This is a genomic window from Chryseobacterium sp. PvR013 (assembly GCF_017833095.1).
In the GTDB taxonomy this organism is placed as follows: Bacteria; Bacteroidota; Bacteroidia; order Flavobacteriales; family Weeksellaceae; genus Chryseobacterium; species Chryseobacterium culicis_A.
The window spans coordinates 3,151,543-3,168,496 of the sequence record NZ_JAFIBT010000001.1; the positions used below are offsets into that span (position 1 = coordinate 3,151,543).

A 16,954-nucleotide genomic window follows, 5' to 3' on the forward strand; every position below is an offset into this window, starting at 1 on the left:
TGGCGTTAATATTGCACCGTATTTTTAATTAAAGATAAATACATGAAAAATTGGATCCCTTTTCTTTTATTGCTTCTTGCCTTATCGTCCTGTAAGACCCGTAACACTGCTCAAAATGATACAGATCATACACGGGACAGCATTAATACTACAAAAGATAATGGAGATCCAAAAGATGTGAATGAACCGGTGAAAGACAAATACACCTTTTATGAACATGTACTGATCCCTCCAAAATTTGAACAGATCAAAATAGACAGCAAGGTAAAAGTAGAAACAGGAAGCTATGTTCCTACACTGGATGCAACCATCTATATTGAAAATGACAAAAAGGTATGGATGAACCTCCGAGCCTTGTTCATCAATGCGGCAAGAGGTATTGCCACTCCGGAAGGAATCAAAGGGCAGGATAAAATCAATAAAACTTATATCGACTCTGATTTTGACTATCTTAATAATCTACTGAATGTTAATTTCATTGATTATAAATCTCTGGAAAAAATTTTACTGGGAAGAACCTTTGTAAAAATCAACGACAAGCAGTTTAACCTGACTCAAAATGCACAAGGGTTTAATATTGTTTCCACGATCAACCAGAAAATTGTAACCGATGAAAAAAACAGGGAATATAAGATTGCTATCCAATACGATACCAATTACGATTTACTATCTGTCAATTTAAAGGATATTCTGTCATCAGACGAACTGGATGTTTCTTATAGTGACTGGAATGAATACGAAGGAATCCGCCTTCCGAAAAATGTTAAAATAATTATAAAAGGTTCAAAATCTAGTCAGATTTTACTGGAAAACACGAAATTTGACTTTTCCAGGATGGAAACACCTTATTCTGTACCATCCAGTTATAAGAAAATTGAGATTAAATGATTAGAAAATTTAGCTTTTTAATAGGTGTTTTGATGTTCGGACTGCACCAGGGACAGCAGACCAAAGAACAGCTGCAGAAGCAGAATGCCGAACTTAAAAAACAAATTGCACAAATAAATACCGATTTAGCCAAGACCAGAAGTGAATCTAAACTTTCTGTAGCCTATCTTTCTAACGTCAACCAAAAGTTGATTTTAAGAGAAAAGGTTTATAATAATACACAGAAAGAAAAAAGATTCATCGAGGATGATATCTATTTACGTCAGCTGGAAATCAACCGTCAGAATAAAGAACTGGCTGTTTTGAGAAAAAACTATGCTGAAGTTTTGGTGAATGCTTATAAAAACAAAGGAGTACAGAACAAAGTAACTTTCATACTTTCTGCTAAAAATTTAGGAGAAGCCATACGAAGAGTTCAATATCTGAAACAATACTCAGACTACCAGGATAAAAAAGCGGCTGAAATCACAGACGCGGCCAACCTCATCAAAAAGACCATCGCACAAAAACAAAACTCTGTAAAAGCGAAGGAATCCCTTTTGGTAAATCAACAGAAAGATCTGGCAACCATCAATACTGAAAGAACTCAAAAAGAACAATTAGTAGCAGAATTTAAGAAAAACGAATCTAAGCTGACTGCTGAACTTAAACAAAAACAAGTTCAGTCTAAAGCATTGGAAGGACAGATCAGAGCTATTATTGCGGAGGAAATCAGAATTGCTAAAGCGGAAGAAGAAGCAAGGAAAAAAGCGGAAGCAGAAAAAATTCGTTTAGCGAAATTAGCTGCTGAAAGAGAAAAAGCAAGAATCGAAGCTGAAGCTAAAGCAAGAGCAGAAGCCCTTGAAAGAGAAAGAAGACTGGCAGAAGCAGAAGCTAAGAGAGCAGCAGATCTGGCAGCAAAAAGAGCTGAAGAAGAAAGAAAACGTAACGAGGAAGCAGCAAAAGCAGAAGCGAGTGCAAGAGATGAATCCAGACGATTAGCCGCTAAAAAAGCTTCAGATGAAGCTAATGTAAGAGCTAAAGAAGCAGCAGATAAATTGACAGCAGCAAGAGCCGCAGAAGCTGCCCTTACCAAGAGAAAAGAAGAAGAGAAAAAAGCTGCTGAAGCTAAAGCAATGACAAGCTACGGAGTTTCCACTGCCACAGGAAACAGTTTTGCAGATAGCAGAGGAAGACTTGGCTATCCTGCAGACAGAGCCGGACAGATCACTCACCGTTTCGGAAGACAACCACACCCTGTTTTCAAAAATATTACTGAAGAAAATAACGGTATCAAAATTTCCGTTCCTTCGGGTACACGTGCAAAATCTGTGTTCCCGGGATCAGTATCTTCGGTACTGGCCAATAATGACGGAACAAAGACCGTAATCATCAAACACGGAAGTTATTTTACCATTTATTCCAACTTAGGAAATGTAAGTGTTTCCAAAGGGCAGCAGGTTTCATCAGGAACTCCGGTAGGTACAATAGCTCAGGATTTTGATGGCGCTTATACACTTGATTTCCAAGTATGGAACGGAAGTACACCAGTTGATCCATTAGGTTGGATTTCATATTAAAAAAAGTGTAACTTTACAAAAATTTTAAGAGATGAATACACTAACAATACTTGCCTTATCTTGGCAGCACATCCTTATCGTAGCAATACTTTTAGTATTACTTTTTGGAGGAAAGAAAATTCCGGAATTAATGAGAGGAGTAGGTTCAGGAATCAAGGAATTTAAAGATGCAGTAAAAGAAGAAGATAAACCTGGTTCTGAAAATAATAAGTCGGCTTCCAATAATAACAATTCTTCCAGCAACTAAAATTCCGTAGAATTAATGAAATTTACTGAGACTGCATGGAAAGTCTTCAATCAAGCTATTGAAGACTATCACGTGTCTGATGACGTTAACACTCTAATTAATAACCCGTTCGAAAAAGATAGTTTGGAACGGATTTTGTATGCAAAGAACTGGATTGATACCGTTCAATGGCATTTGGAAGATATAATTAGAGATGAAAATATTGATCCGGCAGAGGCTCTTCAACTGAAGAGAACAATAGACGCCTCCAATCAGAAAAGAACTGATCTGGTAGAATATATTGACGGCTGGTTTCTTAATACGTTTGAAAATATAACTCCTAAACCTGAAGCAAAAATAAATACGGAAACTCCCGCTTGGGCAGTAGACAGACTATCAATTCTTGCATTAAAGGTTTATCATATGTCGTTAGAAGCTAATAGAGAATCCGCTTCTGAAGAACACAGAAACAACTGCCAGGCTAAACTGGATGTTCTGCTTACTCAGAAAGAAGACCTATCAACTTCTATAGATCAGTTGCTTACTGATATTGAAAACGGTAACGTTAAGATGAAAGTGTACAAACAAATGAAAATGTACAACGATGAAAGTCTTAACCCAATCCTTTATCAAAAAGGGCAACAGAAATGAAACGACTATTTTTCTTTGGAGTACTTATCATATTAACATCTTCCTGCGCAACGGAAAAGCTTAATCTTTCTCCGTTGTCAAATAATTTTTATAGTGATGCTAAAGGATCTGATTCAGACAGAAGCTCAAAGAAGAATTTTAATATCAATATTAAGCAGAATGTAAATGCTTCTGAAATTTCAAATATGATCTCTACTTTTCCCAAGTTTAAAAACAACGGATTAAATGATGAGATTACCAGCTTGAAATACAGCCTTCAGAATTATTTATATGCTATTGATGCCAGTAATTCTGCCGGAAAGAGCAGAGCCCTTAAAAGCTTCGAAAAATCATACAAAAAAATTCAAAAGCTAAGGCAGAATCTTGACAGAGACGACGATGAAGTTCTTAACAGATATCTTGTACGTTTAAAAACAAATATTTCTGTTATTGAAGATACTTTGCCAGGAAGTTAAAAACTAATTGAACGATCAATGATTAAAATTCAGGCGGAAGCCAATGTTCCCACAGAGCACGGCACTTTCCGAATGATAGCTTTCTCCGAAAACGAAAACGACTGGATGCCTCATATGGCCATCGTTGCTGAAAATACAGATTTCTCAAAACCAGTTAATGTTCGTTTCCATTCAGAATGTATTACCGGAGAAGTTTTCCATTCAAAAAAATGTGAATGCGGCCAACAATTGGATGCTGCAATGAAATATATCCATGAAAACGGTGGAATTATCATCTACCTTCGACAGGAAGGAAGAAACATCGGGATCATTAACAAACTGAAGGCATACTCACTACAGGAAAAAGGACTGGACACCGTACAGGCTAACCTTGAACTGGGACTTCCCGCAGATGACAGAAACTTTGGCGTAGCCATTGAAATCCTTAATCTATTGGAGGTAAAAGATATCAACCTTCTTACCAATAATCCTGAAAAGGTAAAATATGTTGTAGACAGCAATATTCACCTTAATTCAAGAGTACCATTACAGATTCCGGCTAATGAAATAAGCAAAGGATATCTGCAGACAAAAAAAGACTTCTTTGGACATCTTCTGGATGACAATGATAACTAAATAAAATAGAAAGAAAAGCTTCAGAATATTCTGAAGCTTTTCTTTTGCCGTTTATCTTGTTCATACTTTAGCCTAAAAGCTTCTGTATATAAAATACCATTCTAAATATTCTTAACAAGAAATCTTCTCGCCAGCGATACCCATGACTCAAATGATCTGATCATTATCCATAACGTTTATAAATCAAAAGCCCCGAGAGATATTTCTCCCGGAGCTTTTTTAATTATAAAAAACTGAAAAGATATTCTAAATTATTTAGTCTTGATTTTAGACTCGTCAATATTGTAATATTTAATTACGCTTTTGTAATCGTTGTAATCTACAGCAGAACCTTTAGCCGCTTTCGCACCACCTGTACCTGTTCCATTTGCAGGAAGGATAAGAACTCTGAATTTTTTATTCTGATAATACGTTGGGTTAGCTGTTAAGCTAAATGTATTGGTAGAGTTAATATTAATAGTAGCAGCATACTTGCTGAAATCAAAAATATAATCTACAGCATCATTATTGGCGTTCCCCACATACGATGTATAAGGAAGAAGTTTCCATACAGGAGAATCTCCGTCAGTCCCATTCTGCATATAAATAAGCACCATATCAGACTGTACTAATGGACTGTTAAAGTCATCACTCCATCTGTAAAGATTATCAGTAACTCTTGTAAAATTAGGGCTAATATCAAATGACTGATTTATTGTATCATAATCTTTTGCTACCACAACATCATCACTATTGTCACAGCTATAAGCGGTAAAACCTACAGCCCCCAGGAATAAAAAGAGAAGTATTTTTTTCATTTTTAGTAAAGTTTAGTTATTATTTATATTGCGTATTCAAATCATATACCAAAAATCTCAAAAACTTTGTTTTCCTCATTTTTTTAATTGTATTTTTGTTCTTATTCAAAAAGTCATGAAGAAATTATTATATACTTCACTCTTTATTGTTGCATTGATAAGCCCTACGATTAAGGCTCAGTATCAGCCAAAAAATGCATCCAAAGAAGATTTGAAAAAAGCTCAGCAATGGGTTGATAAAACCTACAAAAATCTTTCTCAGGATGAAAAACTAGGACAGCTTTTTATTGTAGCACTGTATACCAATAAAGGAGAAGATTATATCAGCCAGGTAAGAACTATTGTTGCCAATGATAAAATAGGGGGTCTTATTTTAATGCAGGATGATGCAGCAAGAGAAATCAATCTGGTGAATGAATTTCAGCAAAAATCAAAAGTTCCTTTGATGATCGGGATGGATGCAGAATGGGGATTATACCAGAGAATTGCCACGGCTCATAAATTTCCATGGGCAATGACATTAGGAGCTATCCAGGATAAAAACCTAGTCTATCAGATGGCTGCGAAAATTGCAGAGGATTGCCACAGAATGGGAATAAATTGGGATTTTGCCCCTGTAGTGGATGTAAACACCAATCCTAATAATCCGATTATCGGTAACAGAAGTTTTGGATCTGAAGTGAATAATGTAATCAGCTCTGCCCTATCCTATTCTAATGGTCTTCAGGACAATAATATACTGGCAGCTATTAAACACTTTCCAGGACATGGGGATACCAGCACAGATTCTCACCTTGATCTCCCTGTAGTTTCCCACACTATTGACAGGCTTAATACGGTCGAACTGGCACCATTTAAAGCGTTGATGAATAAAGGAATCGGCGGCGTAATGGTAGCTCATTTATATGTCCCGAGCTTAGAATCAGGAAAAGGAATTCCGGCTTCTGTTTCTAAAAATATCATTACAGGATTACTAAAAGATAAGCTGGGTTATAAAGGTTTAATCATTACTGATGCCTTAAATATGGGCGCTGTAGCGAATAAATACAAACCAGGTGAGCTGGATGCCATGGCTTTTAAAGCAGGAAATGATATTATGCTTTTCTCTCAAGGGGTTTCTGAAGGTAAAAAACTCATCCAGAAAGCTCTTGATAAAGGAGAAATTCCTCAATCAAGAGTAGAAGAAAGCGTGAAGAAAATTCTGTTGACCAAATATTTCCTTGGATTAACTCAATACACCCCAAAAAATCCTGAAAACATCAATGCTGATTTGAATAATGATTCTCACATCCAATTGGTACAAAATCTTTATTCCAATGCATTGACTTTATTAAAAGATGAAAAGAAATTACTGCCTCTTACAGGAAAACAGATATATTATGTTCCTCTTGAAGAAGCTCCTTATCAGACTTTCGCCAACAGATTAGGAAGTAATGTGGTGATCAAAAAAGCAGGAGAAATTACTACGATTCCGGCAGGTTCTACCGTTATTGTAGGTTTCCATAAAGACAACTCAACCGCTTATAAACCTTACAAAATATCTGCAGAATCGAAAAAAATACTTTCCGATCTTACAAGAAATCAAAATGTAATTCTCAATGTATTCGGAAGTGCTTATGCATTAAAAGATATTGATATTTCAAAAGTTTCAACAGTTCTTGTTTCTTATGAAAACAACGATGATTCAATGAATGCGACAGCTGATGCATTAAACGGAAAAACAAAAATATGGGGAAAACTTCCTGTACTGGTAAATGACCAGCTAAAACCGGGAATGGGTATAGAACTTACTACCAATACCTCAACAACTATCAAATAATACAACATCAAAAACAACAATAATCTAATGAAAATAGGCATACTTTGCTATCCCACTTATGGGGGAAGCGGAATTGTAGCAACAGAATTAGGAATGTCTCTTGCCAATAAAGGATATGAAGTACATTTCATCAGTTCTGCACTTCCCGCAAGATTAGATATCACCAACCCGAATATTTTCTTTCATAGAGTAAATGTTCAGACCTATCCGCTTTTCCAGTATCAGCCTTATGATATTGCGCTAAGCTCGATGATCTACAGGGTTGTCAATCTTTATAAACTGGATCTTCTTCACGCACATTATGCCATTCCTTATGCATATGCTGCTTTTACAGCCAAACAAATGCTTAAAGAAGACAATAATGATATTCCGTTGGTAACAACATTGCATGGGACAGATATTACCCTTGTTGGTCAGCACCCTAGTTATAAACATGCTGTAGAGTTTTCAATCAATCAGTCTGACGCTATTACTTCAGTTTCGGAAAGCCTGAAAAAAGATACCCTTCAGTTCTTCAACATCAAAAAGGAAATTCAGGTGATTACCAATTTTATTGACAATTCTGAATTTGATGACTGCTCTGAGTGCCAGAGAACACAGTTTGCCAATCCTGATGAAAAAATCCTGATTCACGTATCTAATCTTCGTCCTGTAAAACGTGTGGACGAGGTACTCCAGATCTTTAAAAATGTGGAGAAAAAGGTTAAATCCAAACTGATCATCATTGGTGAAGGTCCGGATATGGAAAAAGTAAATCAGTTTTTAGAAGAAAACCCGGAGCTTATTTCCAAAATACGTCTTTTAGGAAAGGTAAATGATTTGTATAAAATCTTACAGCTTTCGGATGTATTTCTTCTTCCTTCGGAGCAGGAAAGTTTTGGTCTGGCAGCACTGGAAGCGATGGCAGCATATACACCGGTGATTAGTTCCAATGCAGGAGGAATTCCTGAAGTGAACATTCAGGGAGAAACCGGATATCTTGCTGAAATCGGAAATGTAGAAGCCATGAGCAACTATACGATCAAGCTGTTGAGCAATGATGAACTTTTAGCCAAAATGAAGCAAAATGCGAAAGATCAGGCCATAAAATTCGATTTGAAAAACATTCTTCCTATCTATGAGAAAATGTATAGAACGACCATAGAAAATTTTAATAAGGAGCTGACGAAAGTATAATATTTCTATTATATTTACGTCACACTTATGACGGAAAAACTACTTCAATATCTTTGGAACTATAAGGTTTTCAAACATTTTGACTTCAAAGATATTGAAGGAAATTCCGTTGAGATCATCCATTTCGGAAAATGGAATAAAAACGCAGGTCCCGATTTTCTGGACGCCAAAATCAAAATCAACGGCTTACTTCTCGCAGGAAACATAGAACTGCATATCCGTTCCTCAGACTGGATTTTCCACCATCATTCCATAGATCCCAATTATCAGAATATCATTCTTCATGTTGTTTTTCAGCACGACATAGAAATTCATGACCTTACCGAAAAACGGGTTCCGACATTGGAGCTGCAAAACTATATCGATAAAAATATCCTTTGGAGATATGAAAAACTCAATAACGGAGATCAATTTATTGCCTGTGAAAATATTTTTGATCCAAAAAAAATACCGTTCAACTTCCATGAAGAGAATATTCTGAAAAAACTGGATGAAAAATCCTTGGAGATTGAGCAGAGTTTATATCAATACAAAAATAATTTCGAGGCTGTTTTATTTCACAGTTTTGCCTATTCATTTGGCTTAAAAGTAAATGCCCTTATTTTCCGGCAGATTGCAGAAAGTGTAGAGTACAGGATTATTAATAAAATCCGTCAGAATCCCCTTCAGCTTGAAGCCTTATTGTTCGGAATTTCGGGATGGCTGGATGATCCACAGGACGGGCAGATGAAAATATGGAAAAGAGAATTTGAATTCATTAAAGCCAAATTTCCAGTTTCTGATTTAAAGTTTCATCCTAAATTTTTAAGATTAAGACCTCCCAATTTCCCTACCATCCGATTGTCACAATTAGCAGACCTTTACAAACATCAGCATTTATTCTCAAAAATTATGGAAGCGAAAAGCACAGAGCAGCTGTATGACATTTTCAAATCTGTAAAAGCCTCTGAGTACTGGAATTTTCATTTTAATTTCGGAAGTATTTCCAAAGTACAGCCTAAAGCATTGAGTAAAGATTTTATTGATCTTCTCATTCTAAACACTGTACTTCCATTACAATATGCCTACCAAAAAGATCATCACGAAGAAATTGCCGATGAAATCATTGAACGTTACAGCACTATTTCTGCTGAAAAAAATACGGTTATTAAAAACTGGGAAAAGCTGGGTTTGAAAGTGAATAATGCTTTAGAAAGCCAAAGCCTGATTTATCATCACAAGACCTGTTGTGAGCCGAAGAACTGTTTGTCCTGCGCTATTGGATTCAAACTTTTAAAAGAATGAATGTATTGAAAAGTTCAAATCACCTAAAAATCGTTGTCAAAAAAAATCCTTAACTTGCAGTATTGGATTCAAAACTGTTAAATAACAATCTGAAAAATGCTGAGTAATATCCGTCATAAAATGGAAAGAGAATGGTTTGGTGTACTGACTAGAACAGGTGCCAAGCTGGGAATTCCTGTTTCTAAATTGAGAATTTTCTTCATCTACTCTACTTTTGCAACCGCTGGATTTTTCTTTCTGATCTATCTGGGATTGGCATTTACACTTTGGATTAAAGATATTTTTATCACCAGAAGACCCAGTGTCTTTGATTTATAAATTATGGAATTTTCACCCATTACTTCTGCTGAAGATCATAGAGTTCAGGAAATCTATACTTCTTATACCACCACTTTTCCTGTAGACGAGCAAAGAGATAAAGATCAGTTTGAAAGCTTATTTTCAAATCCCTATGTAAAATTCATGTCGGTTATCCATGAATCAGAAGCTATTGGCTACCTCATCCTTTGGGAGCTGAGTTCTTTTGTTTTTGTAGAGCATTTCGAAGTATTTGAATCATTTCGAAGTAAAAAACTGGGTTCATATATTATGAATCATCTATCAGAAAATTACCCCCGTATTATCCTGGAAATTGAGCCTACAGAATTGAGTGAAGATGCATCAAGACGTTATTCTTTTTATCAGAGAAATAATTTCACACTTATTGATACCAATCATATACAGCCTAGTTATGGTGAAGGAAAAAAATCTTTGAATTTATGGCTGCTGGCCAATTATACTCCTGAAAATGTGGAGGAAGCTAAAAAAGAGATTCTTGATATCATTTATCATTAAAATATAAAACGCCGGAATAGTTTTCCGGCGCTTTTCTTTTACTGATATTTTATATTAATTTACTTCATACTCCAGTTTGATCGTAATACTGGCTTCTTTTTCTTTGGATGAAGTATTGAAAGTTCCGCCATAAGAATAGTCTTCATTAGAATTGGGTGCTGTAATCTGAATCACTCCCATTGTAGCTTTCTTCAGATTTCCCAGATCACTTCCCGAATTTTCCGCAATTTTTTCAGCGCGTTCTTTGGCATCTTTTGTTGCACTCGCAATCATTTCCTGCTTCACGGTAGCCAATTTAGTATAAAAATAAGCCGGTGAAGAAGAAGTGAATTCAATCCTGCGGTTGATAATTTCGGTAATATTTCTGGAAAGATTTTCTATTTTGCCAACTTCTTTGCTTTCAATAGAAACTTTTTGGGTAAGATTATAACCGGAGAATTCTCCCTGCACATAGTTTCCGTTAGCATCATTATAACTTCTGAATTGTTTTTGAATATCCACGGAGGAAAATACAATCTCCTTCTGCTGTATCCCTTTTGAAAGCAGATAATCATTAATTACTTTTCTGTCTGTCGCAAGCTCATCATAAGCCGATTTCAGATCTACATTATTTTTGGAAAAACTTCCGGACCAGGTAATCAGATCTGAAGTAAATTGTTTTGTACCGAGCCCTGTTACGGAAATTGTGTTTTCAGATTTATTCCTGTTCTTTATAGCATTTCCTAAAAATGCAAGACCAATCACAAAACCTAAGGCGGCTATAGCCACTGCAAAAATATTTTTATTCATAAAACTTGTGAATTTGGGTTGTTACCATTAGACTGTATCAATTTCTATTCCAATATTTTAAGAATTTATTAACATTTAAATTACTTTTAATCTTGCTTCAGTCTCTCCATAAAAAGCGGCACTGTTTCTTCTAACCTCAACATTACGCCTGAAAGATTTTTTGCTTTCACATAGGTTCTCACCTGAGGCTTTGCTAAAAATGAAAACTGAATAAATTCTGAAATTCTGTCGGCTGGAATTCCGGCTTTTACAAAATAATCATCATCTATCCTGTCCCGAATCCAGGCAACATGTTCCTGAAGATCGTCATATCTATATTGTCTTTTCTGTCTTCTGGCTTTACCGCTTATCAGATCATAAACTCCCTGAACATTCAGATTTCCTAAGAGTATCGGCAAAAGAACACTTTTTACTTCAGCGGGTTTTTCTCTCATTTTTCCTACCGGCTGCGGAAGACCTACAGCATCTCTCACCTGTTCTCCTTTATCTACTTTTGCTACAATCCGGGAATCCGCTTCCAGATCTCCGGTAAGTTTTTTAACAATCTTCACCTCACCCACATCTTTCGGAATCTGATAAAGAGTAATAAACAGAGGTAAATTGGTACCATTGGTGAGGACCCTTCTGGATGTTCTGTTGAAATCTTCTTTTACAAATCTCAGTTCATCATTAGGCCTGGCTTCAATAGAAAATATTCCTTCTGCATCAGAATATACCTTCTTGTCAGTAGACATATTGATAACAATTACTTTACTCAAATTCTCTCCATTATCTTCCACTATTCGTCCCGTCACTGTCTGCTGAGAAAAAAAGAAAGTACTGCACAGAAGCATCAGGAAGAGAAAAATTTTTCTTTGCCCGGATGTTTCAGTATTTTCAGTGATATAGTCCAACTTCTAATTTTTATAAGTATTATCTTGACTTCCTTCTAATTTGTTCGTTTTACTGTATTCCCCGAAGGCAATTTTAAGCTCGTATTCAACGACATCGATACTAAAATCCTTACGGTATCTTTTTGCCAATGAACGGGTCTTATCGGCATACAGCAGAAATGTATCAATCTGTTCCTCATCCATTCCGTATTTTTTCAGGAAACTCAGGTTTATTTCATTTTTTACTCTGCGTAGGAAATCCTGGGTTTCATTGTAATTCGCTTTAGTAATTTTAGGCTTTGTTGCTTTCTTTACTAAACCTGATACAGCATTAAATACGCCAAACAAATTAACCTGCCCCACATTAAAATCATGTCCTGTAAAAGTTTTTGACAGCGTATTATTGGGTAAGGGTTGATTCAGCGGGCTTCTCATATATTCCTCCATATCTGATTTTAAGGACTGAAGTTTTCTGGATTCATTCAAATGCTGATTGTCTTTTGCCAGATTTCCGGTAGGTCTGTACTTAATTTTCACTTCAGGGATCTGTATCTCCATTTTTTTCAAAATGATATTTAAGGGAGAGCTGAGATCTTCATTCGTAATTTTTTTATCAACCCGGTAATATCCTTCTTTGACAAATCTGATTTCATCATTTTCTTTGGCTTCGATCTCAAATTTTCCGGACATATCACTTAATATGCTTTTGTTTCCTGAAATATTAACGATGAGTACAGGAGCAAAATCCAGTTCATCTCCTGTAATAACTTTCCCTGATATTTTCTGCTGTCCCCACAATCCTGAAGTGATACAAAAAAGCACGAGAAATAAAAATCTATTGATATATCTTTTTTCCATTTATCTTTGAGTTTGTGGAGCACGGTAAGAAGAAATCCTTGTCAGAACAAAACGTTGAAACCTGTTCAGATCCGCATCGCTGCAGAATCCGTATTTCAGAATTTTCTTTCTTTCGAAGCCGCCTGCAAAAACATAATAAATGAAATGATCTATCAGAGGTTTCTCTATTTTAAGATTGGTAAAGTAATCGTCACCCAGGCTTGCCCTGATGTATTTCATTAGATCTACATCATCCCATTTATCTTTAACTTTCCCTATAGAAAATCCTTGGCCTTTCGGCTGTACAAATTCTCCAGGTTTTGCGGCCAGTATTCTAGGATCTGATTTCTGAGCAATATACTGATCAATGTCTTTGATTAATTTTTCTACCTTTTTAGGTTTATTATAAAGTTTTGAATCAATTTTCAGGTTTCCGGTAAGCCCTTGTTTCACTTCTACTTCAGGGATCTCAATGGTTTGCCGAACCATATTTATATTCATAGGAGACTGGGTATTTTCCTGAGTAACTTTTCTTGTCAGACGTTCATAACCTGCTTTTATAAAACGTAATTCATCTCCCTGTTTTCCGGAAATCATAAAATGTCCGTCCCGGTTGGAAACTACGATCTCGTCCGTTCTGATATTAACTACATTCACATCCTGCATTTCAGTACCGTTTTCGGAAGTAATCTTACCAAATATATAGCTTTGGGCATGGGTATGGATAAAAAGAATAAAGGATAAGAAAAAGTATAGTTTAAGTTTCACGGGCTATTTTTTATAAAGCAAAGCTAAAATTATTTTTAATTTATCCCATAAGTTTAACCACAGTTAACGCGTTTTAATATTTCTTTTTGATTTTTGCCTTGTAAAGTGTTAAATAGCCTAATTAAATTGTTAAAGTTTTTTTTAAATTTTAGCTAACTTGCAGTCTCAATTCTCCTTTAACAATGCAAAATTCTTACACAGTCATCAATGCTTCTGCCGGATCCGGGAAAACGTATGCCTTGGTACAAAGGCTTCTGATGATCTGTCTCCGCTATCCTAATCAACAGCAGTCGATCAGGAATATTCTCGCCCTGACTTTTACCAATAAAGCAGCCAACGAGATGAAGGAAAGAATTTTATCATGGCTGGGAAATTTTTCATCTAAAGACTATGCAGAGAATACAGATCTGAAAAATATCCAGAAAGCATTTGAAGAACAGGGTTTAAAAATTACCATTGATGAACTTCACCACCGTTCAAAAAAATTGCTTGACTATGTTCTCCACAATTATTCCACATTGAATATCGGAACGATTGACCGTTTTAATTCAAGGCTGGTAAGAAGCTTTTCTTATGAACTGGGACTGGCTAAAAATTTCAATCTTGAAATTGAAGCTGAACCATTTCTGATAGAAGCGGTTGATAAAATGCTGGATCAGATCGGTGAGAATGAAAAGATTTCCAATTCTTTCATGGATTATGTAGACTACAGTCTTGAAAACAATGAAAGGATTAATCTTAATAAAAACCTTTATGATTCGGCTAAGGAATTTGTAAAAGATATTCACTACGAACATCTGAAAAGCAACAAAAGTTTTGATGATGCCAATTATGAGAATATAAAGAATACACTCCGTAAAGAAATCGTACAAAACAAAAAGCAGTCTGCTGAACTGGCAGCCCACTCCATTGAATTATTCAAATCAAGAAATATAGAAATTGAAGATTTTGCCCAGGGTAAAAACGGAATCGGAGGTTTCTTTACTAAGGTCATCGATTTTTATCAACAGAAAAGGGCCGGTTTTCCTTTTCCAACCACCCAGGAAGAATCTGTGATTAACAATTACAGGAAAGGAGCTTCTTCAAAATCAAAGCATAAAGAGTCCGATATTTTGGAGATTCTTGATCAGCTTCTTGACAATAGGATGAAACTTATTATTCTGTACATTGAGACTCAGAAGAAAGAGAAAGTTTTGTCTGCTCTTCTTCCTTTAAAGGTTAATAAAGATATTCAGGATGAACTTCAAAAAATTGAGGAGGAAAATGATCTTGTTCTTCTTTCTAAGTTTAATATCCTGATTAATGAAAATCTTAAAAATGAACCTTCGGCTTTTATTTATGAAAAAGTAGGCGCACAGTTTCAGCATTATTTCTTTGATGAGTTTCAGGATACATCAGAACTGCAGTGGCAGAATTTTGTTCCGCTGAGAGATCACAGTGTTTCTTCGGAATATACTTCATTCACATTGGTGGGTGATCCCAAGCAGAGTATTTACCGCTTCCGTGGTGGAGAAAGTAAGTTGATGCTGGATATTATCAACAAAAAAGAGTTCTCTCCAAAAGAGGCTGATCTTCTGGTATTAAAAGACAACTGGAGAAGTGCCCGAAATATTGTACAGTTCAATAATGAATTGTATCGTTTTCATTCTGAAGGATTGCTGGAAGAGCATAAGAATATTTTCGGGGCAGATGCTGAGCAAAATCCAAAATCCAAAATGGATGGACGGGTAAAGGTAAATCTGATCAAAAATCTTACGAATGAAGAGTTTTATACTGATACTTCGGAAAGAATGCAAAAAGATATCCAGGAATGTTTGGATAATGGCTTTAAATTCTCTGATATTACGATCCTTTGCCGCGGAAATTTTGATATTTTCAGCTATTCTCAAAAACTGGGAAATTTAAAGGTTAAGTATAAAGGAGAGGAAACCAATATTAAAACAATCTCTGATAAGGGTCTTACACTGGAACTTTCCAATACTTTAAAGGCTGTTATAGAGTTCCTCCGCTGGGAACTCAATCCTAAGAATAAAACCTGCCTGATCATGATGATGTATCATCTGAATACACTGGGGAAAATTCATATGCCGGATTTCACTTTGGGAATGAAAGAAATTCTGAATATTGAGGGGCATGAAGAAATATTACAATTCATTCAGGAGAAATATCTACTACAGCTTAAACAGGATAATTTCCCGAGATTCAATCTGTATAATTTTATTGAATATTACATCAATGAATTTTCTGTTGAAAACAAAGAAACAGACTTTTTACTGAACTTTCTGGAAATGCTTTTCAACTTCACGCAGAATGCAGGAGCCAGTACCAAAGAGTTTTTGAAATATTGGGATGAAGAAGCTTCTTCATATACCATACAGGCTTCGGAAAACATTGATGCCATCCAAATCATGACCATTCATAAGTCTAAAGGTCTGGAATTTCCCATTGTTTTTATTCCTATGATGAATAAAAACCGTGACAGTGAATTTACCAACTGGTTTGATACGAATGAAAGTGAAGCATTAAAATCAGTGAATATCAATCAGTTCAGCAAAAATCTGGAAGCCTATGATGAAGAGATTCTGTTTTTCAACAGTAAAAATGCTTACAAAAACCTGATTGACAGATTGTGCCTGCAGTATGTGGCTACCACGAGACCTGTTGAACAACTGTTTTTCTATCTGCAAAAAGCAAATAAAACGTCTAACAATCTGGAAATTTTAGAATTCCTTCAGGCAAAAAACGCGGAACAGGCTGATGAATTTGATGTGTATGAAGTAAATCCTGAGATGCTGAAGAAACATTCTAAAGATAAAAGTTCATTATTTAAAACCCAGAATATTCAGGATCTGAAAAATGTCAATGAAAAAAGTACTTCTATCAAGATTGCTACGCCGTCAAAAAATTATCAGGTACGAAATGAAAAGGTAAGAATCGGGCTTTTTGTCCATGAGCTTTTATCAAAAATCAATACTGAGAAAGATATCATCAAGGTTTTGGACGGATATGCTTTAGAAGGACAAATTACACTGGAAGAGAAAAATGAAATACAGGTTACCCTACAGGAAATTGTCAGAACTTACGCAGAGTTCTTTGATGAGAAATGGGAAGTAATCAACGAAAAAGATATTATGATCTCTGAAAAAGGAGAAAGCCATATATTCAGACCAGACCGCATTTTAAAGGGTCAGGAAGGTTATATCATTGTAGATTTTAAAACCGGTGAACAAAAGGCTAAGGATGAAGCACAGGTAGAAGGATATAAAAATATTCTGGAGCGTCTGGGCAAAAAAGTTCTTAAAACTCAGATTATTTATCTATAACTCTATACAGTACCAAAAGATTATTATAATAATTCTCATAAAAAACCCTTCAAAATATAAA

At 35.6% G+C, this 16,954-nt stretch carries 17 protein-coding genes; 12 read left to right on the top strand and 5 right to left on the bottom strand.

Going from position 1 to position 16,954, the window contains the following annotated elements:
* Nucleotides 1–42: 42 nt before the first annotated feature.
* Genes JOE44_RS14325 through ribA form a run of 6 tightly spaced genes read left to right on the top strand, consistent with a single transcriptional unit; the run spans nucleotide 43 to nucleotide 4,394 of the window.
* On the top strand, nucleotides 43–888 hold the full coding sequence (locus JOE44_RS14325) for a DUF4292 domain-containing protein (RefSeq protein ID WP_209786103.1): 846 nt from the start codon (nucleotides 43–45) through the stop codon (nucleotides 886–888).
* Nucleotides 885–2,447 carry a M23 family metallopeptidase gene (locus tag JOE44_RS14330; RefSeq protein WP_209786104.1) on the top strand — a complete coding sequence of 521 codons (1,563 nt, stop codon included), beginning with the start codon at nucleotides 885–887 and terminating at the stop codon, nucleotides 2,445–2,447. The genes JOE44_RS14325 and JOE44_RS14330 overlap by 4 nt, the downstream gene beginning before the upstream one ends.
* A 31-nt stretch (nucleotides 2,448–2,478) precedes the next feature.
* Nucleotides 2,479–2,694, top strand: a complete 216-nt coding sequence (locus JOE44_RS14335; RefSeq protein ID WP_047429099.1) for a twin-arginine translocase TatA/TatE family subunit — start codon at nucleotides 2,479–2,481, stop codon at nucleotides 2,692–2,694.
* A gap of 15 nt (nucleotides 2,695–2,709) precedes the next feature.
* Nucleotides 2,710–3,324: a DUF4254 domain-containing protein gene (locus JOE44_RS14340; protein ID WP_105684581.1), complete on the top strand. Its 615-nt coding sequence runs from the start codon at nucleotides 2,710–2,712 to the stop codon at nucleotides 3,322–3,324.
* Complete coding sequence (locus JOE44_RS14345; protein WP_079240316.1) at nucleotides 3,321–3,779, top strand: hypothetical protein; 459 nt, start codon at nucleotides 3,321–3,323, stop codon at nucleotides 3,777–3,779. Before JOE44_RS14340 ends, JOE44_RS14345 begins: the two co-directional genes overlap by 4 nt.
* Nucleotides 3,780–3,797: 18 nt before the next feature.
* Complete coding sequence (gene ribA / locus JOE44_RS14350; RefSeq protein ID WP_052198528.1) at nucleotides 3,798–4,394, top strand: GTP cyclohydrolase II; 597 nt, start codon at nucleotides 3,798–3,800, stop codon at nucleotides 4,392–4,394.
* 251 nt (nucleotides 4,395–4,645) lie between these two features.
* Here the strand turns inward: ribA and JOE44_RS14355 are convergent, their stop codons facing one another.
* Nucleotides 4,646–5,191, bottom strand: coding sequence for a hypothetical protein (locus tag JOE44_RS14355; RefSeq protein WP_209786105.1), 546 nt, complete (start codon nucleotides 5,189–5,191; stop codon nucleotides 4,646–4,648).
* 115 nt (nucleotides 5,192–5,306) lie between these two features.
* Between JOE44_RS14355 and JOE44_RS14360 the strand changes: the two genes are divergently transcribed.
* From JOE44_RS14360 to JOE44_RS14380, 5 genes are all read left to right on the top strand, one after another.
* On the top strand, nucleotides 5,307–7,010 hold the full coding sequence (locus JOE44_RS14360; RefSeq protein ID WP_209786106.1) for a glycoside hydrolase family 3 N-terminal domain-containing protein: 1,704 nt from the start codon (nucleotides 5,307–5,309) through the stop codon (nucleotides 7,008–7,010).
* Nucleotides 7,011–7,037: 27 nt separating this feature from the next.
* The gene (gene bshA / locus JOE44_RS14365; RefSeq protein WP_105684577.1) at nucleotides 7,038–8,186 is read left to right on the top strand and encodes an N-acetyl-alpha-D-glucosaminyl L-malate synthase BshA; all 1,149 of its coding nucleotides are present in this window, start codon (nucleotides 7,038–7,040) and stop codon (nucleotides 8,184–8,186) included.
* A gap of 27 nt (nucleotides 8,187–8,213) precedes the next feature.
* Nucleotides 8,214–9,470: a DUF2851 family protein gene (locus tag JOE44_RS14370; RefSeq protein ID WP_209786107.1), complete on the top strand. Its 1,257-nt coding sequence runs from the start codon at nucleotides 8,214–8,216 to the stop codon at nucleotides 9,468–9,470.
* A 96-nt stretch (nucleotides 9,471–9,566) separates the two neighbouring features.
* Nucleotides 9,567–9,788 carry a PspC family transcriptional regulator gene (locus JOE44_RS14375; RefSeq protein WP_034695702.1) on the top strand — a complete coding sequence of 74 codons (222 nt, stop codon included), beginning with the start codon at nucleotides 9,567–9,569 and terminating at the stop codon, nucleotides 9,786–9,788.
* Nucleotides 9,789–9,791: 3 nt separating this feature from the next.
* Nucleotides 9,792–10,304, top strand: a complete 513-nt coding sequence (locus JOE44_RS14380) for a GNAT family N-acetyltransferase (RefSeq protein WP_209786108.1) — start codon at nucleotides 9,792–9,794, stop codon at nucleotides 10,302–10,304.
* Between the two features lie 54 nt (nucleotides 10,305–10,358).
* On the opposite strand, the gene JOE44_RS14385 is transcribed toward JOE44_RS14380, so the two are convergent.
* From JOE44_RS14385 to JOE44_RS14400, 4 genes are all read right to left on the bottom strand, one after another.
* A complete protein-coding gene (locus JOE44_RS14385; protein WP_209786109.1) occupies nucleotides 10,359–11,093 on the bottom strand; it encodes an SIMPL domain-containing protein in 735 nt (244 codons plus the stop codon).
* 86 nt (nucleotides 11,094–11,179) lie between these two features.
* Complete coding sequence (locus tag JOE44_RS14390) at nucleotides 11,180–11,986, bottom strand: carboxypeptidase regulatory-like domain-containing protein (RefSeq protein ID WP_245169788.1); 807 nt, start codon at nucleotides 11,984–11,986, stop codon at nucleotides 11,180–11,182.
* A gap of 3 nt (nucleotides 11,987–11,989) precedes the next feature.
* Entirely contained in the window at nucleotides 11,990–12,823 is an 834-nt protein-coding gene (locus JOE44_RS14395) for a hypothetical protein (RefSeq protein ID WP_209786110.1), read from the bottom strand.
* The gene (locus tag JOE44_RS14400) at nucleotides 12,824–13,570 is read right to left on the bottom strand and encodes a carboxypeptidase-like regulatory domain-containing protein (protein ID WP_209786111.1); all 747 of its coding nucleotides are present in this window, start codon (nucleotides 13,568–13,570) and stop codon (nucleotides 12,824–12,826) included.
* A 182-nt stretch (nucleotides 13,571–13,752) separates the two neighbouring features.
* Between JOE44_RS14400 and JOE44_RS14405 the strand changes: the two genes are divergently transcribed.
* Nucleotides 13,753–16,893 (top strand): UvrD-helicase domain-containing protein, encoded by a 3,141-nt coding sequence (locus JOE44_RS14405; protein ID WP_209786112.1) that lies wholly within the window; start codon nucleotides 13,753–13,755, stop codon nucleotides 16,891–16,893.
* Nucleotides 16,894–16,954: the final 61 nt, after the last annotated feature.